Source organism: Bacteroides nordii (assembly GCF_019930665.1).
Taxonomy (GTDB): domain Bacteria; phylum Bacteroidota; class Bacteroidia; order Bacteroidales; family Bacteroidaceae; genus Bacteroides; species Bacteroides nordii.
On the sequence record NZ_CP082886.1, the window covers coordinates 2,129,550 to 2,154,404 of the forward strand.

The following is a 24,855-nucleotide window of genomic DNA, read 5'->3' on the forward strand; positions in this document are numbered from 1 at the left end:
AAATATGGAAACAAAAACAGTAAAAGCATATGGAACGGAATCAGCAGAAACTCCGCTCCATAGTTTAGAGATTCAACGTCGTTCGCTTCTACCGAATGATGTGGAGATTGATATTTTGTATTGTGGTATTTGCCACTCTGATCTTCACTCCATCCATAATGATTGGGGTGGAACTACTTATCCTATTGTTCCCGGACATGAAATAGTAGGACGTATTACCGGAATAGGCAGAGATGTAACTAAATTCAAAGTCGGAGATTTGGCCGGCATCGGTTGTATCGTCGATAGTTGCGGACACTGCGAACATTGTCACAACGGTGAAGAACAATATTGTGAAGAAGGTTGGACGGTTGTTTTTAATTCTCCCGACAAATATCTTGGAGGACAAACTTATGGTGGTTTTTCGCAAACGATTGTAGCCGATGCTAATTATGTATTGAAACTGCCTGAAACAATTGATCTTGCAGCATCAGCTCCTATCTTATGTGCAGGAATCACCGTTTATTCTCCCTTGAAACATTGGGGAGCAGGACCTGGGAAAAAAGTAGGTATCATAGGTATTGGTGGTTTGGGCCATATGGCTATAAAGATTGCAAAAGCGATGAAAGCCCATGTAACCGTTTTTACTACGTCTCCCTCTAAAATAGAAACAGCCAAAGAGTTGGGTGCGGATGAAGCCGTGCTATCTACTGACGCGAACCAGATGGGAAACCTCTCTAAGTTTGATATGATTCTGGATACGGTTTCCGCACGACACGATGTTAATATGTATTTGAATCTTTTGAAAGTAGATGGTAGCCTTGTATTGGTTGGCCTTCCTAATCAACCATTGGAAGTCGGTGCATTCAATATCGTAAATGGACGCAAAAGTTTTTCCGGTTCCAACATTGGTGGCATTGCCGAGACACAAGAAGTAATTGATTTCTGTGCAGAACACCATATCACGGCTCAGATAGAACTAATCAGCATTGACCAAATAAATGAAGCCATGGAACGTTTGGAAAAGAATGATGTCAAATATCGTTTTGTGATTGATATGAAGACAAAAGGAATGTAATCTATAATCAGATATCAACGGTAGTAAGAGGGTATCAAAAGTCTGAGAAAGCTATCAATATCTAACTTTAGAAACGCAGATTTACGCAAATTATCGCAGATTTAAACAGGCTCATAATCTTTGCGTAAATTAGCGTTAATCTGCGTTTTAATGATAGTGAGTTTCACTTTTGGCACCCTCTTGCCATATCTTCAGATTCTCTTTTTATCCGGTTTTATAAGAAAAAGTGAATGTAAATATTACAATCTGTAATTCGGGTTATGATGTCTGTAATTTGTCTACAAAGAATCTCTTTTCTTCCCCGTACATTTGCAATATAAAAAATAGACAATCAATTCTTTATTCATTAAAACCCTAAGAGATATGAGACGAAACTTATTATTAGCAGCAACATCCCTTACAATGCTCAGTACTACCCTCTCTTTTGCGCAAACCGACGCAGACAACTTCTATAAAAGTAGTACGGTAGGTACTGAGAAAGTAACCTTTCTCAATCAGTACAAAATGAAAGTGACAGGCAATCTCTTTCTTCCCAAAGACATGAAAGAAAGTGAAAGATATCCGGCAATTATTGTAGGGCATCCTATGGGAGCCGTCAAAGAGCAGAGTGCCAACCTCTATGCTACGAAGATGGCCGAACGCGGTTTTATAACCTTGTCCATCGACTTATCTTTCTGGGGAGAGAGTGAAGGGGAACCACGTAATGCAGTCCTTCCCGAACTTTATGCAGAATCTTTCAGTGCTGCAGTAGATTATCTTGGTACACATCCTTCTGTTAATCGTGAACACATTGGTGTGATCGGGATTTGCGGTAGTGGAAGTTTTGCTATCAGTGCAGCTAAAATCGATCCGCGGTTGAAAGCCATCGCAACCATAAGTATGTACAACATGGGGACAGCCAGTCGTAATGGCCTGAAACATGCATTAACACTGGAACAAAGAAAACAGATCATTGCCGAAGCTGCCGAACAACGCTATGTGGAATTCTTAGGTGGGGAAACGAAGTATACCGGTGGTACAGTACACGAACTAACAGAAAACTCCTCTCCGATAGAACGCGAGTTTTACGAATTCTATCGTACAGAACGCGGAGAGTTTACGCCCGAAGGTGCAACATCACTGACTACTACACATCCCACATTGACAAGCAACGTGAAATTCATGAATTTTTATCCGTTTGCTGATATTGAGACTATCTCCCCCCGCCCCATGCTTTTCATTACCGGAGAAAATGCACACTCACGTGAATTCAGTGAAGATGCTTACAGTAAAGCTGCCGAACCGAAAGAATTGTATATCGTGCCCGGTGCAGGACATGTAGATCTTTACGACCGGGTAAACCTCATTCCATTTGACAAATTGGAATCTTTCTTCAAAGAATATCTGAAATGATGAAAATGGATACGAATATAAAATATTATATTATAACTTCTTTTGTGGTACTGACATTATTGGTCAGCCTCACATCGTGTAGTACGGATGACCCTTTCCCGAGTCCGCCGGATACAACACAGCCTGCGCCTACTGTCGACCCTGACGAGTCAGATAATAACAATGATCCCAATAAACCAGGTAATAATGAAGAGGATAATTCTATGAATAATAATCTTAAAATAAACATTGGTTCCACCTCGTTCAATATAACTCTGGAAGACAATCCAACAGTAACAGCGTTTAAGTCATTACTGCCAATGACAGTGAATATGTCAGAAATGAATAATAATGAAAAGTATTATTACTTACCGGAAAACCTTCCGACGGCATCTTCCAATCCTGGTAGAATCCAAACAGGAGATTTAATGCTTTATGGTTCTTCATGTGTAGTACTCTTTTATAAGACATTTTCTACGTCTTACAGTTATACATGTCTGGGACGTGTGGACAATCCTGTGGGCCTGGCATCTGCTCTTGGTTCGGGCAATGTAACTGCCACTTTTGAATTACCATAATGGAAAGAAGATGCCGTCTGAAGAATAAAGAGTCGGCAAAATGCCTATAAAACAGAATTAGAATTATAAAATTAAAAACAATTGGAATATGGAAATAATTAAAAACACAGAATACGAAGGCGAACGCCCTCTATTTGCAACACATGACTTACAACTGGAAAATGTAACCATTCATACCGGCGAATCAGCATTGAAAGAATGCAGTAATATTATAGCTGTAAACTGTCGTTTCGAAGGTAAATATCCTTTTTGGCATACGAATGGTTTTATCGTGAAAAATTGTCTCTTTACGGAAGGGGCACGTGCCGCCCTCTGGTATTCTCAAAACCTTCATATGACCGACACTGTGGTAGAAGCTCCGAAAATGTTTCGCGAAATGGATGGGGTCAAACTGGAAAATGTACAGCTCCCCAATGCACTCGAAACCTTTTGGTATTGCCGCAATGTAGAATTAAAAAATGTACAGATAGATAAGGCCGACTACTTGTTTATGTACGGTGAAAATATCCGTATTAAAAATTACAGTCAAAACGGAAATTACTCATTCCAATATTGCAAGAATGTAGAAATCCGCAATGCAGTAATCAATTCGAAAGACGCTTTCTGGAATACTGAAAATGTAACAGTGTACAACTCTGAGCTAAATGGCGAATACTTAGGTTGGCATTCTCACAACCTACGTCTGGTAAATTGTAAAATTTCAGGAACCCAACCACTTTGCTATGCCCATAATCTTATTATGGAAAATTGTATAATGGCTGATGACGCTGATCTCTGTTTTGAGTATAGCAGTGTACAAGCCACTATCAACAGTCCGGTACATAGTATAAAAAATCCACGTAGCGGGAGTATCATGGCAGAAAGTTACGGTGAAATTATCATCGACGAAAACATCAAAAAACCTGCTGACTGTGAATTACAACTATGGGACAATATAACCTGCTTTAGCGCATGAGATACGATTTTGATGAAGTAATCCCCCGTCGTGGTACCAACTCTTATAAATGGGATACAGAGACGGAAGAGGATGTTTTGCCTATGTGGGTAGCTGATATGGATTTCCGTACAGCTCCCGCTGTGGTTGATGCATTGAAAAAACGGGTAGAACACGGTATTTTCGGTTATACAAAAGTTCCCTCTGAATATTATGATTCTATTGTAGATTGGTTTGGACGAAAACACAATTGGACAATAGAAAGAGATTGGATTATTTATACAACCGGAGTTGTACCGGCACTGTCTGCAATAATAAAAGCCCTGACATCTCCCGGAGACAAGATATTGGTACAAACTCCGGTATACAATTGCTTTTTCTCATCCATTCGTAATAATGGATGCGAGATAGTTACCAATCCTCTTATTTATATAAACGAGACATACCAGATTGACTTTGATGATTTAGAAAAAAAAGCAGCTGATCCGAAAGCAAAACTTCTGTTATTGTGTAATCCACATAATCCGGCAGGCAGAGTATGGACAAAACAGGAATTAATACGTATTGGTAAGATCTGCCTTCAAAATGATATATTGATAGTAGCGGACGAAATTCATTGCGAATTGGTTTTTCCCGGACATACATATACTCCTTTTGCCTCTGTATCGGAAGAGTTTCTAATGCACTCTGTTACCTGTACTTCGCCAAGTAAAGCCTTCAATCTGGCAGGACTTCAGATTGCAAATATTATTTCTGCCGACACAAATATACGTATGAGAATAGAAAAAGCAATTAACGTAAACGAAGTATGCGACGTAAACCCATTTGGAATTGAAGCTTTGATGGCAGCATACAATAATAGTGAGGAATGGCTGGATAAACTTAATCACTATTTATTTGTCAACTACAATTATCTGAAAAACTATTTCAAAGAACATCTTCCACAGTTTCCCGTAATAAGGCTCGAAGGTACTTATTTGGTATGGATAGACTGCTCTGTATTGAAACTGTCATCTAAAGAAATTGTAAAAATACTGCTTAAGAAAGGTAAGATTCGAGTAAATGAAGGCAATCTGTACGGAGAAGCAGGTGATGGTTTTATTCGTATCAATATAGCTTGCCCCCGACGAACATTGATTGACGGGCTAAACAGAATAAGACGTGCTTTAAGCAATTAACAACCCAATAAAGGAAATATGCCGGAAGGGAAGAAAGTAAACAAGATTTCATTGATTTCTCTGATTTCTTTTGGCTCTTATTCAGTTTATGTGTGGTTATTAAAAGTTCGTCCGGCAGCAGAAGTTGGAACTCATGCTTATGTCAATCCTTTTATAGCCATTCTGTTTTGGAGTGCTTTTAGGGAATGAAAGCGTCAGCATTATTCAGTTAATCGGTCTCATGGTCATATTGTTAGGAATGACTATGATAAACCGAAAATGTTTATTCAATTCTTAATATCTATTCACTGATGTTATTACTGCAATAAACCGTTGAAACAAAGATATATAACTACCACCACTTTGTTGAAAATATTTCCAGTAATTGTTTTTTGGATAAAGGCTTTGCTAAGAAAGCATTGCACCCTGCCTCAATGGCACTGCCTTTATCAGAATCAAAAGCATTGGCCGTTAGTGCTATAATGGGAACCTTCGCATTGAATTCACGAATTCTTCGAGTTGCTTCCAATCCTCCCATGACAGGCATTTTCATATCCATAAGAATAAGATCAAAGCTCTCATTGCGAGCCTTCCAGACAGCATCTGCACCATCCAGTGCTCTCGTTAGATTATAGTCTTTGAGAATATGTCGTACCAATAAATAATTACTATCATTATCTTCAGCAATTAAAATCTTCAAATCTTCCTTACTTATTTCATTCAGTACAGACGGTTGGTCTAACGGTTGAGAATCGACCGAGGATACTTTTTCCGGCATTTCTATCTCACATGGCACCCATGCCCAGAAAGTAGATCCTTTGCCTGGTTGAGAGATAAATCCGACTTTACCCCCTGCCCCTTCTATTATGGCTCTGGAAATGGCAAGTCCAAGTCCCGTCCCCTGTGCAAACTCATTAAGCTTTTGAAACCGGCCAAAAACTCTATCCTGCAATTCTACAGGAATACCTACTCCGGAATCTTCAACATAAAACCGGATGCCTTTCCCTTCAATGGAATATCCCATTTTTATATATCCGGACTGAGTACATTTCACGGCATTAGTAAGGTAGTTCATCCATACTTGCTTGAGCCTGTTTCTATCCAAAAAGATCAGGCACTCCGGACCGGATTCATCCATACAGAATTTAACATCAGGATTTGTAACCTTGGGCTGAATCATAGTATACAACTCACTACAAACCTTACTCATGTTAAATTTTTCTGGTTTGCGTTCAAGAATTCCCGACTCTATTTTAGAAAGATCAAGAATGTCATTAATCAAACGCAATAATAATTCATTATTAGATTGAATAATTTCCATATATTCTTCTTTTTCAGAAGAATCATCACAATTTATCATCAATTCGGAAAATCCTACAATAGCATTCAACGGAGTACGAATCTCATGGCTCATATTGGCAAGAAAAGCTGATTTCAAACGATCAGAAAGCTCTGCTTTTTCTTTTAGATCTTTCAATTCTTGTGCCATCTTTTCCCATTTCATATTGTTTATTTTAATACCAGTGTAACGAGTTACTTGCCCTTTCTTGTTCCTTTCAATCGGAATTCCAGTAACTAACAAGGTTTGCCATTCATCATCCCATTTAGTTTTAGAACGATATTTCAAATTAAAATCGCTATTAACTCCCAGAAGTATACGATTTATATATTCACGAACACAATTCACATCGTCTGGATGGGCAGTATTCAAATAATCTTCCGGAAAAATTGGTTTTTCAGAATGAAAGTCGTTAACCGGATCGTTAAATGCCCGGAATTGTCCGCTCTCTACATCAAAATCCCAATAAGACATTCCAACAGTCTTGAAAGTGAGCTCCATTTTGTAGTTTCTCTCTCTAAGTTCTTCATCCAATTGATGTTGTTTCGAAATGTTCTGTCTGAATCCTGTATAACGTACAATATCTCCATTTTCATCTCGCTCAAAAGGCACTCCGATTATATTGCAATATGACCACATTTTGTCGTGTTTTGTTTTAATGCGACAAGAAAATTCCACGGTAAGGTCTTTACCTGATAACATGATTTGTATAGCATCATAAGCGGAAGAACGATCTTCAGGATGTATTACATTCATCTGTTCTTCAATAGTCAATAGCTTGTCGCTGGCGTAATCATTAACAGGGTCATTGTAAGATTCGAATTTCCGGGTTCGCACATCAAAATCCCAGTGGACAATATTGCTAACCTGCATAGCAAGTTCACGCTTCGCTATTAATTCCTCTGTTTTCTTTGCCAACTGTACCTTTTCTGTCACATCCATTTCCGTACCGATAATCAGTAATTTTCCAAAATGTTCAGAGGATAAACGCATTCTACTTTCATAATAGCGATATTGTTTCTCCTTTTCATTATAAATACGTGCAGTGATTTGCCCTTGCTGAATTTCTCTCTGTTCCAGTTGACCAAAGAGTTGAAGCAGCTGAAGCTGATCCTGCGGATGCATTATTTTTAATAAATCCTCTAATGTTGAAATAGATTCTACTATAGGAGATCCATATAATGAACTGAAAGTTTTTTTATATACATCATATACCCACGAAGACATATTGGTGGCGTCCATAGCCATTTCCAAATTCTTCTTGTTTTCTTCTGTATGAAATTCTGCTTCTTTTTTTGCTGTTACATCATTAGTGAGTAAGATATGTCCGATGATAGCTTCTTTTTTATTACGTACGGGAACGACCTTAACTTCGTAAATCATACTATTCTTGTTATTGGAAGAAAAATATGCATTCCTGTTTATCCGATCAAAATCATATTCAAATTCCAATACAATATTTTCACCACGTTGAATCTTAGTCTTGAGTTCTTCATCGACATACGGGCTATTAAACAGATTCACAACACCTATCACTGTATTCCGGTCTTCAACACCATACATCTTTAATGCATAGTCGTTTATACTGTGAAGGAGACCCACCGCATCATAAACTTCAACTCCCATTGGTAAATGAACATATATACTTTCTGTGAACAGAAGTTGTTCTTGCATCAAATTGGAGATTTCTTTCTCAAAAGATATACTGTCACCCTCTTGGGATTCTATTTTAATTTCTTTCATCTGCTATTATGTCTATCAGAATGTTATACTCTATAGAATCAAAATGTTATTTCATGAAAGTATTACTACTATTGTTTCTTTTGCATAATTTTAAAAACGGAATCTATCCAACATAAAAACAAGAAGTAATGAGATTGCTTTGTTTGAGTGCTTTCATGATTAATTATTTTGATCAACAAAATCATTATTTAATTTACAAAATTAATATTTATCATCATAATATTCCTAAACAAGAAGAAATAATAAGTTTTTTTATACTATTGAATCATCCTGTTTTATATCCATAAAAAAACAGTTTCAAAAGTTATTGTAATCGTATAAACAATTAATTATTTGCTTATTAAATTTACATTATATTTCTACAAGATTTCTTTCTTTTATTTTCTCAAGTGAAAGTAATACTATTGATCCATATATTGAATCTCATCGGAAACTGATAGAATGAATTTGATCTCAAAAGACGTGCTTTTCCGTAGAATGAATACACTGCCAATAAGTTATTGCGTTCGATTAATAATCAGATTTGCAAACAACGGTCTTATGGCAGGTAGTATATATAAAAAGGCACGATGTATATGTTGTGATTTCAGATACATAAAAATGCTAAATAAACAGATAAGGAGATCGCTTGTATATTGAAAATATTCAATATTTCAATAATTTATAACACATTGTAAATCAAGATATTACACAGGCTATTTTTTCTCTACGAGAATCACCTCGTTTCTCTACGGAGATCGCGTCGATGCTCTACGAGAAACGGGTCGTTTCTCACCGAGGAATAAATTGAATATTCATAAGATACAACAACTTGCATAAACATGAAAACAGAAATAATTATCAATTGTTATGAAAACAGAAAATGAAGTAAAGAAGTGAGGCTTTTATTGATTGATTTTTATCATTGAAAAATATCGGTCAAAGCTTAGGCGGTACGATTACAATAAATGATCGTATGCTGTTTGAAGTAGTTGAGACTGCTGAGACTTTAGAGAAAGGTTTTTGCTTCTAATAAAAAAACGAACCACTAAATCAAAGAATGATGAAAAAACATAGAGCACCAAAATATTTATATTACACAATAATCTATTGATTATCAATAATTATATATATTTGCGATATAAACTTAGTTTTTATTCTAAGAAAGCATTTTATTCTATCTCTTTGGAACCAATTAAAATAGCAAAATATATATGGAATATGAGCTGAAAGAAAGCTTGTCATTATTTATGTATCAAGTCAGAATAGAATAGGGTATAAAGATAGGGTCAGGAACATAAATTGCCTATAAATAGTAACAAAATTAAAGGAAATAGGATGAAGGATTATAAGAAGATAAATAAAGCCGCTTGGAATTTGAAAACCGACATTCACATTAAAAGTGAATTTTACAATAATACACTCTTTTTGAAAGGGGATTCATCATTGAAACATATTGAACTAGATTTATTAGGAGAGATCAAAGATAAATCTATCCTCCACATGCAATGTCATTTTGGTCAAGACACCATCTCACTATCTCGATTAGGTGCAAAAGCTACAGGTATAGACATATCAGATAATGCGATTAATTATGCTCAAAATATGGCAAAAGAGTTAGAGATGGTATTCTGCCGATATATTATAATAAGGTATAGAACAAAAACGGTGTAGCCCACAGTACAATACGCATACTGTGGGTTACACCGTTGGTCTCCCTATCGGTATCAATCGGGGGACAATGCAAAAGTTATTAGGGTATTTCGTCAAAACATGAACACAGCGATTTGTGGGAAAAGGCTATTTGCAGACAGGAATATAACAAGAGGATGGTTTGCAGCAAACCGCAATGTATCAGGATGCATTACGGTGTATTATCGGATTGGTCTCCCGATTGAGACCCCAAGAAAAAAGCCCTTGAAAGTGATTGACTTTCAAGGGCTTTGAAGTGTTGTTGCGGTGCGTACGGAAGATGAACCTTAATTCTATTCCTCACCTACTCAATATCTTAGCAAGCTCTTTATTCTTTCTCCCACTAATAACCCCACGTGCGCAATTCTTTAGATTGCTTGGTGTTGCTGTGGTTGTTTGAGTTGCGGCAAAGATACTAAATATTACTCGCATATCAAACTAATCATTTTCTATTTCTCTATAATTAAGTGAATATGAAGCCGTATTATTATTAACATACATTTCATATTCCTTAATACCTTTACTTCTTGCTATTAAACTCAATTTCTTTTTCTGTTCAAGAGGTAAATATGTACCATAATAGATTGCTGTGGGCTTCTTAACAGTTAACTCTATATGATTTTCTTGTACCCGATTTTCACAACAACACATAAATCTCCACTCCTTTTCGTAAGCGTATGTCTCTTTATCTTTATATAAAAAGGCTTTTATCCAAAACAAAGTATCGGGAAATGGAATATTATTTTGAGATTTAGTTTGTTGTGACATATCCAGTGTAGAATAATAATGTACTATTTCTGTTGCATCATACCTACAATCAGAATAAATTATAGGAAACAAATATGGATGAACCCTGTCTAAACAATCTCTCTTATCACATTTAGCACAAAGACTAAATACATATTCCGAAAAATCATATTCTACAGCAAATCCTTTATAACCATCTGCATATCTATCCCACATAATTTTAGAACATACATCCTCTGTAAAACAAGCTATTTTAGTCATGGGATTTTCTTTTATTAATTTTTCAGTAAGGACAACACTTCTTTTTACAAACTCTTTAATAGGTGTAATGTCCCATGTTGAAATAGCTTTTACTCCGTCAACAATATTATCTGTTGACATTGATAAAATATTTTCCAATACCGATTGACATATTTCATCATTGAAGATTGAAGTAAATAATGGTGGAACCTCTTTTTTTTCATGACAATATTCAATAAATTTTAATAGAGAAGCAGGACTCAACGCATTTTTAATCAAGGATTCAATTTTTGTTGTATCTACATATATTAAAGAATCATACATATCATAAAACATGTCTGGCCTAACCAAAGATATAGTATTGTTTTTTAGAGAATCAACACTATAATCATTATATGCCCTAAATCTATAGAGTTTTGAAGGAACATTAGCCATTGTATAACTAATAATATTGTTCCAATCCCTACTACGTTCTTCATCTTTTATATCGCTTGGGAAAATAGTTTTCTCTAACAGTAATTTGAATTCTTCTTTAAATTTCTGATTATTCATTTCTATAAAACTTGAATATCTATAAGCTCCATTTTGTATGTAAGAAATTTCCTATTATGCTTTTGCAATTACTATTACTTTAAATCATAATTATCTGTAATACATATTATTACATGATATATTAAAAAGAAGGGGGTAACGGTTTAATAACGTGCTATCTACCTTTATTTACTTGATATTGCAGAATTTCAAAAATCTCGCTACAAAAATAGTTATTTTCTTTTAATTATGAAATATAATTTATTGTATCTTTAGACTTTCTCGTAATTTTGTCATAGCAAATTATAAACTATGTCCGAAAGTATTCCACAGTTCTATAAAAGAATCCAACGTTGTGACCCTCAACTGGGTACAACCTACTCTAAGGAGAAACCATATTTCAATGTTCTCTCCCGACAATGTAATTTTGGGACAGTACAATTCAGTTACAGAGATTTTTACAAAGTCACTTTGATTATTGGCGTGGGAAAACTATATTATGCAGATAAATGGATTTTAGTAAATCGTCCTGCAATGTTATTTTCTAATCCTTTAGTCCCTTATGCTTGGGAATCAATCAGTGAAGAACAGAAAGGAATGTTTTGTATATTTAATGAGCAATTTGTACAGTCAGAAGACAAAAATAGTTCTTTGGCTAATAGTCCATTGTTCAAAGTAACGGGAGATAAAGTTTTCTTCTTGGATGATACACAAATTACCAAAGTTTTGGATATATATACCAAAATGCAGGAAGAAAACCAGTCAGACTATGCAAACAAATATGATGTTTTACGTTGTTATCTTCATTTGTTGGTACATACAGCTTTAAAAATGCAGGAGTTAAATAAATATGAATCACATCCAAATGCTTCGCAACGTATTACCGAATTATTCATAGAATTATTGGATAGACAATTTCCTGTTGATTATCCACATTCAGTATTAAGTTTGCGTACTCCTGCCGATTATGCAAACCGTTTGTCTGTACACGTTAATCATTTAAATAAAGTGGTAAAAGATACTACTGGAAAAACTACTTCTACAATGATTGCGGAAAGAATAATTAAAGAATGTACCCAGTATTTATTACATAGTAATCTTTCTATTTCAGAAATTGCTTATAGCTTGGGATTTGAAAACATAGCCTATTTCAGTAAATTCTATCGTAAGCATACAGGAAAAACGCCAAGCGAAATTAGAGAGCAACAATTATTTGATTTGTGCAAATGATGCTTTGAATAGTGTTAATCAGCAATATTTGCATTACCTAATTTTGTACCGACTAAAAAATATAAATAATGAAGTACAGAAAATTAGGCAAAACAGAAGTAAACCTATCCGCTATCGGATTGGGTTGTATGGGAATGAGTGCTGCTTATGGAGTAGCCGATGAAAAAGAAAGCATTAAGACATTGCATCGTGCTTTAGAACTTGGCATTAATTTTTGGGATACTGCGGATGTGTATGGAAATGGTGCTAATGAAGAATTACTATCCAAAGTATTAGCAGAAAAAAGAAATCAGATTTTCATTGCAACAAAATTTGGTTTTCGCTTACGCAATAGTCAAGGTAGCGTGTTCGCTGGTGGTGAAAGTTATGTGGATGCTTCTCCAAGATATGTAAAACAAGCTGTAGAGAACAGTCTGAAAAGATTAAATATCGAAACTATAGACTTGTATTATGCGCATCGGATTGACCCCACAATACCAATCGAAGAAACAGTTGAAGCTATGGCAGAGTTAGTTAAAGAGGGTAAAGTGCGCTATTTGGGACTAAGCGAATGTTCTCCCGAATCACTAAAAAGAGCTTGTGATGTTCATCCTATATCTGCGGTTGAGAGTGAATATTCTTTATTAACACATGATGTCGAAAAAGAGATTCTGCCATTGACAAAAGAATTAGGTGTAACTTTAGTTCCATTTTCACCGTTAGGCAGAGGTTTAGTAACAAATACTATCAACGTAAATGCGTTGGAAGAACATGATTTCCGCAAGCATTTGCCACGTTATAACGGTAAATATTGGGAAAATAACCAAAAACTGACTATTGAAATTGCAGAAATAGCAGAAAGCAAAGGAATAACCCCAGCCCAACTTGCTTTAGCTTGGATATTGGCACAAAGTGAAAATATAATTCCTATTCCGGGAACTAAACGGATTAAGTATTTAGAAGAAAATGCAAAAGCGGTAGATGTAAATCTATCAATGGAAGATGTCTCTAATATTCAACTGCTTTTAAAAAAATATCCTAATATTGGTAACAGATATAATGAATATGATTTTCAGTTTGTAAATAAATAACTTATTAAAAAAAGCAAGTTCTACCATGTTGGTAGGACTTCTTTCTATAATTCCCATAATGAATAATTTATTGGAACAGAGATTCTTCCGATTATTATCGGAATACTCACAGCGTAAAGTTTCTGCATCCGAATTTACAGAAGCTATTGAAGAACTGGCTACACATTTAGCTGATTTTAGTTTAAACGAACAGGATTATTGCGTTTTACTTCGTTATTTCTCCTTTGGTTTACATCGGCTTAAATCGTATCGTGTGCGGTTTGAGCAAGAAAAAAATACCCTATTTGCATTTGATTGATGAAGCAATAGAACTAATCAAAACAGAAGTACGCATAGTGAATCTGCGTATCAAATACCCCGAACAATTCCAGCAACACGCAAATAAGCTATTCATTTCTCCTCTCCATTTAGCTGATAAAACAAGCCTTATCAATATCATGGAAATTGTCAGCGGTCTATTCCTGTCAAAACGCATAATATATCAAAATGAAAAACCTGTTCACCTGACGGACTTAGGAAAAGCCTTTGAATGGCTCTTTAACATTAAATTAGGTGATTATCACCAAAAGTACATGGATGTCATCAAGCGAAAGCCAACCAAACTTACGGAGTTCCTTAATGAACTGGCAAACCTTATCCGCAAAGAACACGAAAATAAAGGGTATAGATAATCAGGTGTTTAGCATCAATTTATACAGGGTAGCGTATGCTACCCTGTAATTTGTTTGCTTCCCTTTTCTGAACTTTGCTTCATCAATTGATTGGTAATCATTAGTGTATAATCAGAAAAATGAAGCAATATGTATATAGATAATTACGAGTTTAAAGACTGGATGCAGAAACTTCTTGATAAATTGGAAGAAGTAGGCAAAGACGTAAAGAGTTTGCAAACCAATCCCGAAGTAATGCCGGGCGATAAACTTTTGGATAATCAGGACTTATGCCTGTTGTTCAAAGTAAGTACCCGAACGTTACAGAGATTGAGAAGCAAGAAACTGCTGCCCTTTATGATGATTAGCGGAAAAGCCTATTATCGGGCTTCCGATGTGCGTGAGTTCATAAAGAAAAGGTTTGATGTTGGTACGCTCCGAAAGTTTGAAAAAGAACACGGAACGGACAAATAAGAAAGAAACTATCCCGAAGTTGTACACGTGGTAACTTCGGGATTTTTCTTTTTTGGCAAGTTATTTCTATTCATCTGCCGATATTGTCCCCTCTCTTTGGTAGGACTGTTCAAACCGTCTGCTTAACATTACTATCATTTCATTGGTCTTTATCAGTTCCAAAGTGCATTGTTCCAGTTTGTAAAGCAAAGCAAGTGCTTTCTTTTCTGAAAAATTGGAATGAAGTTCTTTCACTACCTGATTGTAATTCTGTCCTATGCTCCTGAATTGTGAATAGAACTGTGTTAGCTGAATATAATAATCCACCTTACTTTTATCCCTTACTGTTACCTTAAACGACTTACCGAAAATACAGTTCTTAATAAAATGCGCTTTGATAGTATAACCTGACCTATCAAAAAATGACAGGAATTTGGCGTTCTCCACATCGTCCAAATTGAACGAATAACGGTGTGTTCGTGGGTCAAGTTTAGGCTTGCGCCCTCCTTTGTGTTGGTACTTCTTTTTCTGTTCCATAATTATAATTTTTACATGGTTTACGACTTCGGAGTAAACCAAACCACCTTATCAGGTGGCAAGGTTTTGAGGTGCAAAAAGCAAATAGCGGACCTCAAAACACAACTTGCTATGTTCTAATGAACATAAAAATCTTCCCTACGGTCAGATTGCCAAAGCAAGCGGTTCGGCTTCTTCCTATATCTATTTATCGGTTACAAAATTACAGACAGCAGTTAATCCCTGAAATATGCCCTATTACGCCAAATTGCGACACAAATGGGCAAAGTACCCCCATTTTTAAAAACATCTGTTTTTACCCTTTTCTTTGCTAAAAATTGATTGAATGGCAGCAATATATAAGATAGTCAAACAAGGTTTGAATATGGCTTTAAACCATATTTAAAAACCTTTTAGAAATATGGCAATACTGCTATAAAATTAGCTTGTTCCTTTTCAATCAGTATCAGAAATCAATCAACCTATTTATAAACCATTAAAAATTAAATGCATGGAAGAAGTAAAACAATCATTACAGGAAGCAGCAAGCAAGGAACGGGAAAGCTATAAATCGGTGTTCCTTAAAAAACGGTCGGTTTGCAACCGTCAAAGCGTGTACATAAGTGGAGAGATACAGAAACGTATCATGCAGATTGTAGGGGTGATTACGGGCAAACAGGTAAGCATCGGAAATTTTATTGATAACGTACTGGAAGAACATTTGAAAAAGTACAACGACGTCCTTTCGGCTCTCTACCGAGAAGAAATGCAGAAAGAGATATTCAACCAGCCAAAAGAAAAAGACGCATGAATATCGTAACTATTGAGGAACAGACTTTTAAACAAGTATGTGGGCGGTTCTCCGGTTTCGTCAGTCAGGTGGAACGGATTTGCAGAGAGAATACCCACCAGCCGGAGAAATGGTTGTCAGGTCGTGAAGTGTGCACCCTGCTCGGTATCAGCATCCGAAGTTTGCAGAACTACCGGAACAGTGGCAAACTTGGCTATTCCCAAATCGGGAATAAGCTGTACTATAAATCTGCCGATATAGAAAGACTGGTTACCGAATGTACGTCAAACCATCTTTCAGGAAAGAAAAACAACTATATACCAACCAATAAATAAGTATCGCCTTATGACAAGAAAACAAGATGACAATTCAGAAGTAAACCAATCTTTTACCCTCCTGGCTATTGTGGGTACATGGGAAAGTTTAAATCTTCATCCTACGGTGATGATATACCAAAGCAAGAAAAAGTATCTCCTTTCGATGCTCCATGTATCAGATAACGGACAGGCGCAACCTGCCACTTACGAGATACAGAAAGATAACCGTTACTTCATTGTTGAAGCCTTTAAACGGCTTTATATCGGCTATGACAAGGTAAAAGATTGCCTTTCCATTTCTTATTATGGCGATTACCTGCGTAATTGAACATGTATATACCAATCATTCAAACTAACTATAAATCAATATGGCAATATGGAATTGATAAACGGTAACAGTGAAATGATAAAGGAGTTCTTTCAGTCTATGGAAAGAATGTTGGACGGTATCAGCCGGCTGGCAAAGGAAAACAGACCGCATTTTAAACGGTGAAAAGTTTCTAAGCAACCGGGAAGCATCCAAATATCTGAAAGTAAGCATCCGCACGCTGCAAGAGTGGAGAGATACGGGCGTTATCCCTTACATTCAGATAAAAGGCAAAATAATCTACCGTCAAAGCGATATAGAAAGGCTTTTACAGACCTACTATAACAAGTAACGGCAGGAATAGCCTACCATCCTTAAAAACACACATTTTTTTCCGAAACTGACTAAGAACATTAACTTTATTAGTGTAGTAGTCCGTCTGTACAAGCCTTTGGAAGAAAATACTACCCGGAGCGTAGCGCAGGTGTGGAGATTTTCTTTCAAACCCGTAGGGCTTGGGCTTGAACAGACGGAATACGGAGCTTACCTTTGTTAATGTTTTATTCAGCTTTGGAAAAAGATTTATCAGATAAACTATACTCAGATATTATTGCTATACATTATTTCACATTGGACGCAGAAGGTTTATTATCCCTCGCATCTATAAGTACTATATTGGGGTCATTTTCTAAATTTAGTTCTTTTAAGACCTTCATAAGTTTCACATATTCAACATTATTGAAATACATTATAACTTTAATACTTTGTTTTGTATCATTAGCCTCTTCATATATTTTTACTTGATTTTCTAAATTCATTTTTAATTTACTATTTGAAGCTAATTTAAACTCTATTAGTGTTTTATCTCTTGAACCTTTTGAAACAGTATAATCAACAGGTCCTCTGCCATTATTTACTTCCCTATTAACATCAAAAGGTGAAGAGTACCATGTTAGACGATATATTACTTGTAAGTCAGCTTCTCTTTTTATCGGTTCATTTTTATAATAAAACAATTTATATCCATCTTTATTTTCTATGAAATCTTTTAAATATAAAACTCTTTTCAAAGCTTCATTCAAAGAACCTTCTGGTGGTAAAGAGTAAAATTCACTTTGTTTTAATAGTTCATTTATAAGATATTGTACGTTGCTTTTGAATAGAGTTTCAACTTCAAGCACCTTTTCTTTTGAAATATTCTTAGCACCTTCTTTGTTTTCTTCCTTTTGTTTTATATAAAAATTTAATAATTCTGGGTATTGCTGTATCGTTCGATTAACCGCAATTGCTATTTCTTTTAGAGTTGGTTGTTTTTGAGTATTACGTCCTTTAATTCTAGTTGGTGATGGAAGTCGAGAAAAATAAAAACTATTAATCTCACTTCTTAGTTGGTCATTAGGTATACTTCCACAAATTTCTAAAAAATGCCCTCTTAAATCGTGACTATTAATCCAATTTTCGTCTTTAGTCAACAAATCCTTTGGAGTTAAAATGATATAGTCATTATTATAATAAGGTAAAATAAATTCTTTAGACATCCATCGTTCTAATTCATAGTCAAAATAAACTTTCGGAACGTTTACCTTCTTTGTTTGTTCGGCTTTCAAATATTTCTTTGCAAAATTTTCAGTATACTCTAATAAATAGGCTTTTATCAGATTACATGAAAAATCACTAATATTATCTCGTCCTACTCCCAATTGGAATAGACCAACTTTCTCAATATGTGATGTCTGAGTTATAACTTCTTTATTCAAATCATTATAAACAATATGCATATTATCAGACATAGCTTTACCAAATTTTAAACCAAGTCCACTACCCCCATTACCTGAAATACTATATCCCAACCAATTTTGTTTTACTTCTGAAAATTTGTACCATGATTTTATTTCAGCTTCAGTCAAATATCCATATTCAGACTTTTCTTTTAAAAACAATAAGTAATCTAAAATTCCTTCATGTAATTTTTTATATTCTTCTTTTTTGCTTGCATATAATAAAAAAGGGTCTATAAAAAGAGGTAAATCATTAATTAGTGATATATTAAATGCACCATATTGATTCAACACATCTTCATTTATATTAAAACAGTCTGTAAAATATACCATAATTAAAATTTATTACAAGTTTATTATTTTATTCATCACAATATTACGAGCATAACTTTTATCGCCTATAAAGATATGTCTATTACAGATATAATCAAAGATTTTGTTTAAAAATGATATTTAAAATGAGAACCTATCATTTTTACAAAAGTTTTTTTCCACATTCACCATATCACGCATAATAGAACTATCCAAAACTTTTGCATAGTGCTGTGTCATTCTTATATTGGAATGTCCCAAAATCTTAGATACATTTTCCATTGATACATCATTAGCGAGAAAAACAACTGTAGCCGCAGTATGTCTTGCAACATGAGTAGTTAGGCGTTTTGTTATGCCACACAAATCAGCAATTTCCTTTAGATAGGCATTCATGCGCTGATTACTGATTACAGGCAAAAGTACACCTTTCTTTATACACTCTGCATTATCTTCATATTTCCTCAATATACTTTGAGGAATGGATAAAACAGGAATATTGCACATCTGATTAGTCTTTTGTCGTGCTTTGCGTATCCACAATGCACCGTTATTGTCTTTTATCAAGTGCTCACGACTTAGCTGCTGAACATCTGCGAAAGCGAGTGCCGTGAAGCAACAGAAGACAAAAGTATCTCTTACCTGTTCCAACCGCTTGATGGTAAATTCTTTGTTCATCAAAACGTCCAATTCTTCACGTGATAGAAATTCGACCTCTACTTCCTCTTGTTTGAAGTGAATACCGTAAAAAGGGTCTTTCTTTATCCAGTCATTAGCCAAAGCAATACGAACGACCTTTTTTAAAGTCTTCAAATGCTTCAAGGCTGAATTGTTTTGGCAATGCTTATCCGTTTTCAGCCAAAAGTCGAAGTCACGAATAAACTGACCGTCTACATCCGATAACATTATATCATCACGGTGGTAGCAAGAACGGATATATTCCTTCAGGCGATTAATAGAGGTATCAAACTTGGCAACGGTAGACGCTGTATATTCCTTGCCTGTCAAAGCTCGGCATTTCTCGTTATGTTCTGCATAGATTTCCAATAAACTACGCTGTACTTTATCACGTCCGTAGAAACAATCCTTTATTATATCGGCTGTTATCGGTTTGTTGTCTATTTCCAGTTCACGGTGTATCTGTAATACTTTGGCACGAACTGTATTAATATAGTGGTTTAGTTCTATGGCTACACGGTCTTTTCCTTTGGAACATTCCTTTTTCTGATTCCATAAGTCTACAGGAATACTCCGTTTAATCATAACTTCGGCTACTCGCTTGTTTACGGTGATGCGCATACAAACAGGAGCTTCACCGTTTTTCAGAAGTTTTGATTTCTTGATGATGAACAATACGCTTAGTGTGTTTCTTTTCACTGCTCCCATAATTCTTTGTTTTTTTAAGTGGTACAAAATTAGTTTGCTACACTCAAAAACAAGCTACGCAAAAAGCTGACAATCAAAGACAAATGCGTCAATTCGTGGGAGCAAAAATAGCTTTCAAAAAGTCCCACGAATAAGCCACGTGAGAACTGCCTAAAACTACTATTTTTTGCCGAAGTGGAGAAAAAGAAAAAGCTCTGAAATCCTTGAATTTCAGAGCTTTGCTTTAATTTGCTATTTGCTTTCGCGGTGCGTACGGGACTCGAACCCGTGACCCCATGCGTGACAGGCATGTATTCTAACCAACTGAACTAACGCACCAATATTTTGTTCTAACTATCTCTCTCGATTGCGGATGCAAAGGTAGACATTTTTTTTATACCTGCAACAATTAGAAGGAAAAAATGCGAATATTTTTGTTTAAGGTAACTCATCAAAGAAAAACATTTCATGGATGGATTTATTCTTTATCTTTGTAGCTCAGAAGTATAATATAAAAATAAAGACATGAAAGATACACCTATCAAACAACATCTGATTGATGAAACTATCGAAGAATTTCAGATTGCAGACTTTTCAAAAGCAACCATTCGCGAAGTAAAAGCCATTGCAGCCAAAGCTGAAGCAGAATCAGGAATAGAATTTATTAAAATGGAAATGGGCGTACCCGGTCTCCCACCCTCAGCTGTGGGGGTAAAGGCAGAAGTGGAAGCATTGCAAAAAGGGATAGCAAGCCTGTATCCGGATATTAACGGACTTCCGGAACTTAAACAGGAAGCATCACGTTTTATTAAAGCATTCATAAATGTAGATTTAAAACCAGAAGGATGTGTACCTGTAACAGGATCCATGCAGGGTACTTTTGCTTCATTTCTAACTTGCAGTCAGTGTGATGAAAAGAAAGATACCATACTTTTTATTGATCCGGGATTTCCTGTACAAAAACAGCAACTTGTGGTTATGGGACAAAAATACGAGACTTTTGACGTATATGATTTCCGTGGAGAAAAGCTGAAAGAGAAGTTAGAAAGTTATTTGCAAAAAGGAAATATATCTGCAATCATCTACTCTAATCCCAACAATCCAAGCTGGATTTGCCTGGATGATAAAGAACTTAGAATCATAGGAGAACTGGCAACTCAGTATGATGTTATTGTTTTGGAAGACCTCGCCTATTTTGCCATGGACTTCCGTCAGAATCTCAGCACTCCGTTCCAGACACCTTATCAACCGTCAGTAGCACATTATACAGACAATTATATATTGCTCATCTCCGGTTCTAAAGCATTCAGTTATGCAGGACAACGTATCGGTGTCAGTTGTATTTCCGATAAGTTATATCACCGCTACTATCCCGGACTCACAAAACGTTATGGTGGAGGAACCTTTGGAACAGTATTTATCCACCGTGTTCTTTATGCACTATCATCCGGTACCAGTCATTCGGCACAATTTGCTATGGCAGCAATGTTGAAAGCAGCCAATGAAGGAGAATATAATTTCCTTGATGAAGTGAAAATCTATGGAGAACGGGCAAAGAAGCTAAAAGAAATTTTTCTTCGCCATGGTTTTCATCTTGTATATGATAAAGATCTGGGTGAACCCATTGCCGATGGTTTCTACTTTACAATTGGTTATCCGGGAATGACAAGCGGAGAATTAGCCAAAGAGTTGATGTATTATGGTGTAAGTGCTATTTCCCTTGTAACTACCGGGAGCCATCAAGAAGGTCTGCGAGCATGTACTTCTTTTATAAAAGATCATCAATATGAACAATTGGATGAAAGAATGAAAATTTTTAAGGAAAATCATCCCATATCATAAAAAGTACACACAAAAGTAAAAAAAAGGAGAAGATAGTTTGTTCCTGCGAAATAAATATTTATATTTATCGCATGAATAATATCAATTCCGACATATTTAAGATACAATCTAATAATGTATTGCCTTCACGGGGAAAGATTCTGATATCAGAACCTTTCCTGTGTGATGCAACATTCGGACGTTCGGTAGTATTGCTCGTTGACCATACTGACGAGGGAAGTATGGGATTGATAATGAACAAACAACTCCCTTTGCTGGTGAACGATGTCATCAAAGAATTCAAATATCTGGAAGATATACCTCTCTATAAAGGCGGCCCCATAGGGACAGACACACTTTTCTATCTGCATACTTTGCCACATATTCCCGGAGCGCTCCATGTAAATAAAGGATTATACCTGAACGGAGATTTTGATGCCTTGAAAAAGCATATTTTACAAGGGAATAATATCAACGGAAAAGTACGTTTCTTTTTGGGATATTCGGGATGGGAATATGAACAATTAATACAGGAGATCAAGGAAAACACCTGGCTGATTGCCAAAGAAGAAGCCTCTTATCTACTCAATGGAGAAGCCAAAGATATGTGGAAAAACACACTGGGAAAGTTAGGTAGCAAGTATGAAACCTGGTCTCGCTTTCCACAAGTTCCTTCATTGAATTGATTGATTAACGCTGTCCGAAACGTTGCATCAAGGCAGCATCTTTATATCCCTCTGAGGTTACAATCCAGTCTTTCAATAAGCCACACTGTACAAAACCACAGGAAGAAAATAATTTCATACTGGCTTCATTCTCTATTGCGACATGAGCATAGAGCTGATGAATTTGCAGAAAATCAAATGCATAATCACACAACAAATTGAGTGCATCAGAAGCATACCCCTCCCTACGAAAATCAGTGTGTACTGCAATACCTACTGCTCCACGTGAATGCAAAGGAACAAAGTCGGTTACATCAATCGTTCCAAGGATACGATTGTCTTCACGTCGTATAATCATAAGACGCAATTGCTTATCGGCAAACATATCACTCTGAGACCCTTCAATGTACTGGCGTAATACATAACGGGAATAAGGCACTGTAAAACTACTTATATCCCACATCAAAGGATCGTTTTCCATTTCGTACATTATATCAATATCTTCTGGTTCTACAGCACGGAGATAGATACGATCATTTATTAAAAAAGATTGTTTCATGTTACTTATACATAGTTTTTTTCGGGAGTTACCAATACACAACTCTCAGCATTATATACACCTAATTGTAAATTCTTTCTTTGGTTATGAACAAGTAAAGAAAGTATCATTGAATAAGAAAAAGCGCTACTATCATATACTACATGTGTAAATTCATCAGAAAAACTTGATAAAAGCTCAGACTCATTAATAACAGATTTCTCATCTACTATCACAAAGTGATGATGTCCGTTCAACTGATTAGAATTAAAGATAGTGCGAATATTATCTAAATTTTTCTCATTGATAAAAATAAGGAAACAAGGCATATACTCTTTGGTTGGTCGTAATGCAAAAAAACATTTCTTCACACAGACTATAGTCAATTTCAACCAAGTCTGTATCTTAATTCCCGTCCTAATCATCCAACGATATGGTAAAGGGTAGTGTGAACCATGTTTACGAAAAAATATATCCATTGCACCATAAAACACATGCACATATCGATACGATTCTTTAGAGGTACTTTCACCTTTATAATGCAAAATTGGATATGGCAGATAATAATTCTTATATCCGGATTTGGTGATACGACAAGATAAATCAATATCTTCACCATACATAAAAAAATCCTCGTCAAGCAGTCCAGAACGATCTAATGCTTTTTTACGAAGCATCATATAAGCTCCGGCTAATACAGGGACTGAGTGAATAGAATTTTCATCCAGGCGCGAAAGATAATATCTATCGAATCGAGGATTATTCGGAAAACAACGGTGCATTCCTGTAAGTTTCCAAAACGAAGTTAATGGAGATGGATATCCTCTTTTCGATTCTGGTAAAAAATGGCCGTCAGGCGCAAGCATCTTTACTCCACAAGCGCCGGCGTCGGAGTGAGTATCCATAAAGCGAAGTACTTCCACAATATTAGTTGCAGGAAGCAAAGTATCGGGATTCAATAATAATATATATTCTCCTTTAGCTTTCCGCATCGCCTGATTATTGGCACGTGCAAAGCCTACATTTTCTTCATTATAAATATATGTAAGATTAGGAAAACGTTCTGTTATGTATTCTTTAGAGCCATCAGTAGAAGCGTTATCTACCACTACTACTTCTGAAAAAATATCATTAATGGCCTGATAAAGGGATACAAGACATTGTTCCAAATAGTATTTTACATTATAATTAACTATAACTACTGTAAGCTTCATTCTTCGTTCGTTATATAAAGTTCGTTACGAAGGCGTTTTTCGCCTGGCAAACAAAAAAATGAAGCAGTCAAAGCACATAAGGCGCAAAGAGCACCGGTACTATTCAATGTCATGTAATAACACAAAAGATTATATATAACAACAAAGTTAAGTAATCCTAAACGTACAATACTCCATAAGGCATATCGACTAAGAGCGACCGGAAAAGTTAGTTTATCAATTTTACGCGTTAACACAAAAGAAAAAAGCTTCATAGAAAAAGGAATACAAATAGCCGTGAGTAATATCCCTACCGTTTCGAGAAAATAACAAGTTCTCACATCATCAGCCAATAGCCCAATAGGGAAAAATTCAGTTTCGCCAATAACAACCAATAGTATAGTAACCGCCCAAAAGATTATATAACTTATCTTCAATTTTTTTACAACGCGCTTTATCTGTTTCTCCATTTTAATATCTGT

24 protein-coding genes, 1 tRNA gene and 1 pseudogene are annotated in these 24,855 nt (G+C 35.6%); 17 read left to right on the plus strand and 9 right to left on the minus strand.

Annotation, left to right across the window (positions count from 1 at the left end):
- The first annotated feature begins 4 nt into the window (after positions 1–4).
- From K8P02_RS08360 to K8P02_RS08380, 5 genes are all read left to right on the plus strand, one after another.
- Entirely contained in the window at positions 5–1,057 is a 1,053-nt protein-coding gene (locus K8P02_RS08360; protein WP_002560385.1) for an NAD(P)-dependent alcohol dehydrogenase, read from the plus strand.
- A gap of 363 nt (positions 1,058–1,420) precedes the next feature.
- Positions 1,421–2,449 (plus strand): alpha/beta hydrolase, encoded by a 1,029-nt coding sequence (locus K8P02_RS08365; protein WP_025866414.1) that lies wholly within the window; start codon positions 1,421–1,423, stop codon positions 2,447–2,449.
- The gene (locus tag K8P02_RS08370; RefSeq protein WP_002560387.1) at positions 2,446–3,006 is read left to right on the plus strand and encodes a cyclophilin-like fold protein; all 561 of its coding nucleotides are present in this window, start codon (positions 2,446–2,448) and stop codon (positions 3,004–3,006) included. Before K8P02_RS08365 ends, K8P02_RS08370 begins: the two co-directional genes overlap by 4 nt.
- 88 nt (positions 3,007–3,094) lie before the next feature.
- A complete protein-coding gene (locus K8P02_RS08375; protein WP_002560388.1) occupies positions 3,095–3,961 on the plus strand; it encodes a DUF3737 family protein in 867 nt (288 codons plus the stop codon).
- A complete protein-coding gene (locus K8P02_RS08380; protein ID WP_002560389.1) occupies positions 3,958–5,118 on the plus strand; it encodes a MalY/PatB family protein in 1,161 nt (386 codons plus the stop codon). The genes K8P02_RS08375 and K8P02_RS08380 overlap by 4 nt, the downstream gene beginning before the upstream one ends.
- Before the next feature lie 331 nt (positions 5,119–5,449).
- Here the strand turns inward: K8P02_RS08380 and K8P02_RS08385 are convergent, their stop codons facing one another.
- Positions 5,450–8,179 carry a response regulator gene (locus tag K8P02_RS08385; RefSeq protein WP_223382220.1) on the minus strand — a complete coding sequence of 910 codons (2,730 nt, stop codon included), beginning with the start codon at positions 8,177–8,179 and terminating at the stop codon, positions 5,450–5,452.
- A 1,317-nt stretch (positions 8,180–9,496) separates the two neighbouring features.
- Between K8P02_RS08385 and K8P02_RS08390 the strand changes: the two genes are divergently transcribed.
- Positions 9,497–9,832: a class I SAM-dependent methyltransferase gene (locus K8P02_RS08390; RefSeq protein WP_025866416.1), complete on the plus strand. Its 336-nt coding sequence runs from the start codon at positions 9,497–9,499 to the stop codon at positions 9,830–9,832.
- 456 nt (positions 9,833–10,288) lie between these two features.
- On the opposite strand, the gene K8P02_RS08395 is transcribed toward K8P02_RS08390, so the two are convergent.
- On the minus strand, positions 10,289–11,389 hold the full coding sequence (locus tag K8P02_RS08395) for a DUF2971 domain-containing protein (protein WP_011202723.1): 1,101 nt from the start codon (positions 11,387–11,389) through the stop codon (positions 10,289–10,291).
- A 291-nt stretch (positions 11,390–11,680) separates the two neighbouring features.
- Between K8P02_RS08395 and K8P02_RS08400 the strand changes: the two genes are divergently transcribed.
- The 5 genes from K8P02_RS08400 (at position 11,681) to K8P02_RS08420 (ending at position 14,792) form a co-directional block, all read left to right on the plus strand.
- A complete protein-coding gene (locus K8P02_RS08400) occupies positions 11,681–12,598 on the plus strand; it encodes a helix-turn-helix domain-containing protein (protein WP_025866417.1) in 918 nt (305 codons plus the stop codon).
- Between the two features lie 68 nt (positions 12,599–12,666).
- Positions 12,667–13,668 carry an aldo/keto reductase gene (locus tag K8P02_RS08405; protein ID WP_022470003.1) on the plus strand — a complete coding sequence of 334 codons (1,002 nt, stop codon included), beginning with the start codon at positions 12,667–12,669 and terminating at the stop codon, positions 13,666–13,668.
- Positions 13,669–13,726: 58 nt separating this feature from the next.
- The gene (locus K8P02_RS08410) at positions 13,727–13,966 is read left to right on the plus strand and encodes a hypothetical protein (RefSeq protein ID WP_025814668.1); all 240 of its coding nucleotides are present in this window, start codon (positions 13,727–13,729) and stop codon (positions 13,964–13,966) included.
- A complete protein-coding gene (locus K8P02_RS08415; RefSeq protein ID WP_162173703.1) occupies positions 13,920–14,339 on the plus strand; it encodes an RteC domain-containing protein in 420 nt (139 codons plus the stop codon). Before K8P02_RS08410 ends, K8P02_RS08415 begins: the two co-directional genes overlap by 47 nt.
- A gap of 129 nt (positions 14,340–14,468) precedes the next feature.
- A complete protein-coding gene (locus K8P02_RS08420; protein ID WP_007485505.1) occupies positions 14,469–14,792 on the plus strand; it encodes a helix-turn-helix domain-containing protein in 324 nt (107 codons plus the stop codon).
- 66 nt (positions 14,793–14,858) lie between these two features.
- On the opposite strand, the gene mobA is transcribed toward K8P02_RS08420, so the two are convergent.
- Complete coding sequence (mobA, locus tag K8P02_RS08425; RefSeq protein ID WP_007485502.1) at positions 14,859–15,308, minus strand: conjugal transfer protein MobA; 450 nt, start codon at positions 15,306–15,308, stop codon at positions 14,859–14,861.
- A 490-nt stretch (positions 15,309–15,798) separates the two neighbouring features.
- On the opposite strand from mobA, the gene K8P02_RS08430 reads away from it, so the two are divergent.
- The 4 genes and pseudogenes from K8P02_RS08430 (at position 15,799) to K8P02_RS08445 (ending at position 17,053) form a co-directional block, all read left to right on the plus strand.
- A complete protein-coding gene (locus K8P02_RS08430) occupies positions 15,799–16,098 on the plus strand; it encodes a DUF3408 domain-containing protein (protein WP_007485500.1) in 300 nt (99 codons plus the stop codon).
- Complete coding sequence (locus K8P02_RS08435; RefSeq protein WP_007485499.1) at positions 16,095–16,412, plus strand: helix-turn-helix domain-containing protein; 318 nt, start codon at positions 16,095–16,097, stop codon at positions 16,410–16,412. The genes K8P02_RS08430 and K8P02_RS08435 overlap by 4 nt, the downstream gene beginning before the upstream one ends.
- Positions 16,413–16,422: 10 nt before the next feature.
- The gene (locus K8P02_RS08440; protein WP_007485497.1) at positions 16,423–16,722 is read left to right on the plus strand and encodes a DUF3876 domain-containing protein; all 300 of its coding nucleotides are present in this window, start codon (positions 16,423–16,425) and stop codon (positions 16,720–16,722) included.
- 48 nt (positions 16,723–16,770) lie between these two features.
- Positions 16,771–17,053 (plus strand): annotated as a pseudogene (locus K8P02_RS08445) (helix-turn-helix domain-containing protein).
- Positions 17,054–17,321: 268 nt separating this feature from the next.
- Here the strand turns inward: K8P02_RS08445 and K8P02_RS08450 are convergent.
- From K8P02_RS08450 to K8P02_RS08460, 3 genes are all read right to left on the minus strand, one after another.
- Complete coding sequence (locus K8P02_RS08450) at positions 17,322–18,812, minus strand: hypothetical protein (protein WP_007485492.1); 1,491 nt, start codon at positions 18,810–18,812, stop codon at positions 17,322–17,324.
- 120 nt (positions 18,813–18,932) lie between these two features.
- Complete coding sequence (locus K8P02_RS08455; RefSeq protein ID WP_007485490.1) at positions 18,933–20,177, minus strand: site-specific integrase; 1,245 nt, start codon at positions 20,175–20,177, stop codon at positions 18,933–18,935.
- A 244-nt stretch (positions 20,178–20,421) separates the two neighbouring features.
- Positions 20,422–20,495: transfer RNA gene (locus K8P02_RS08460), tRNA-Asp, on the minus strand.
- A gap of 186 nt (positions 20,496–20,681) precedes the next feature.
- Here K8P02_RS08460 and K8P02_RS08465 point away from each other — a divergent pair.
- Together K8P02_RS08465 and K8P02_RS08470 are read left to right on the plus strand one after the other, a co-directional pair.
- A complete protein-coding gene (locus tag K8P02_RS08465) occupies positions 20,682–21,998 on the plus strand; it encodes an aminotransferase class I/II-fold pyridoxal phosphate-dependent enzyme (protein ID WP_007485487.1) in 1,317 nt (438 codons plus the stop codon).
- Between the two features lie 71 nt (positions 21,999–22,069).
- Positions 22,070–22,663 carry a YqgE/AlgH family protein gene (locus tag K8P02_RS08470; RefSeq protein ID WP_007485485.1) on the plus strand — a complete coding sequence of 198 codons (594 nt, stop codon included), beginning with the start codon at positions 22,070–22,072 and terminating at the stop codon, positions 22,661–22,663.
- Between the two features lie 4 nt (positions 22,664–22,667).
- Here K8P02_RS08470 and K8P02_RS08475 read toward each other — a convergent pair whose 3' ends face one another.
- From K8P02_RS08475 to K8P02_RS08485, 3 genes are read right to left on the minus strand one after another with little or no spacing between them, the layout of a single operon-like run.
- Positions 22,668–23,201, minus strand: a complete 534-nt coding sequence (locus tag K8P02_RS08475; RefSeq protein WP_002560504.1) for a GNAT family N-acetyltransferase — start codon at positions 23,199–23,201, stop codon at positions 22,668–22,670.
- A 5-nt stretch (positions 23,202–23,206) separates the two neighbouring features.
- Positions 23,207–24,394 (minus strand): glycosyltransferase family 2 protein, encoded by a 1,188-nt coding sequence (locus tag K8P02_RS08480; protein ID WP_007485483.1) that lies wholly within the window; start codon positions 24,392–24,394, stop codon positions 23,207–23,209.
- The gene (locus K8P02_RS08485) at positions 24,391–24,843 is read right to left on the minus strand and encodes a hypothetical protein (RefSeq protein ID WP_007485481.1); all 453 of its coding nucleotides are present in this window, start codon (positions 24,841–24,843) and stop codon (positions 24,391–24,393) included. Before K8P02_RS08485 ends, K8P02_RS08480 begins: the two co-directional genes overlap by 4 nt.
- Positions 24,844–24,855 lie beyond the last annotated feature (12 nt).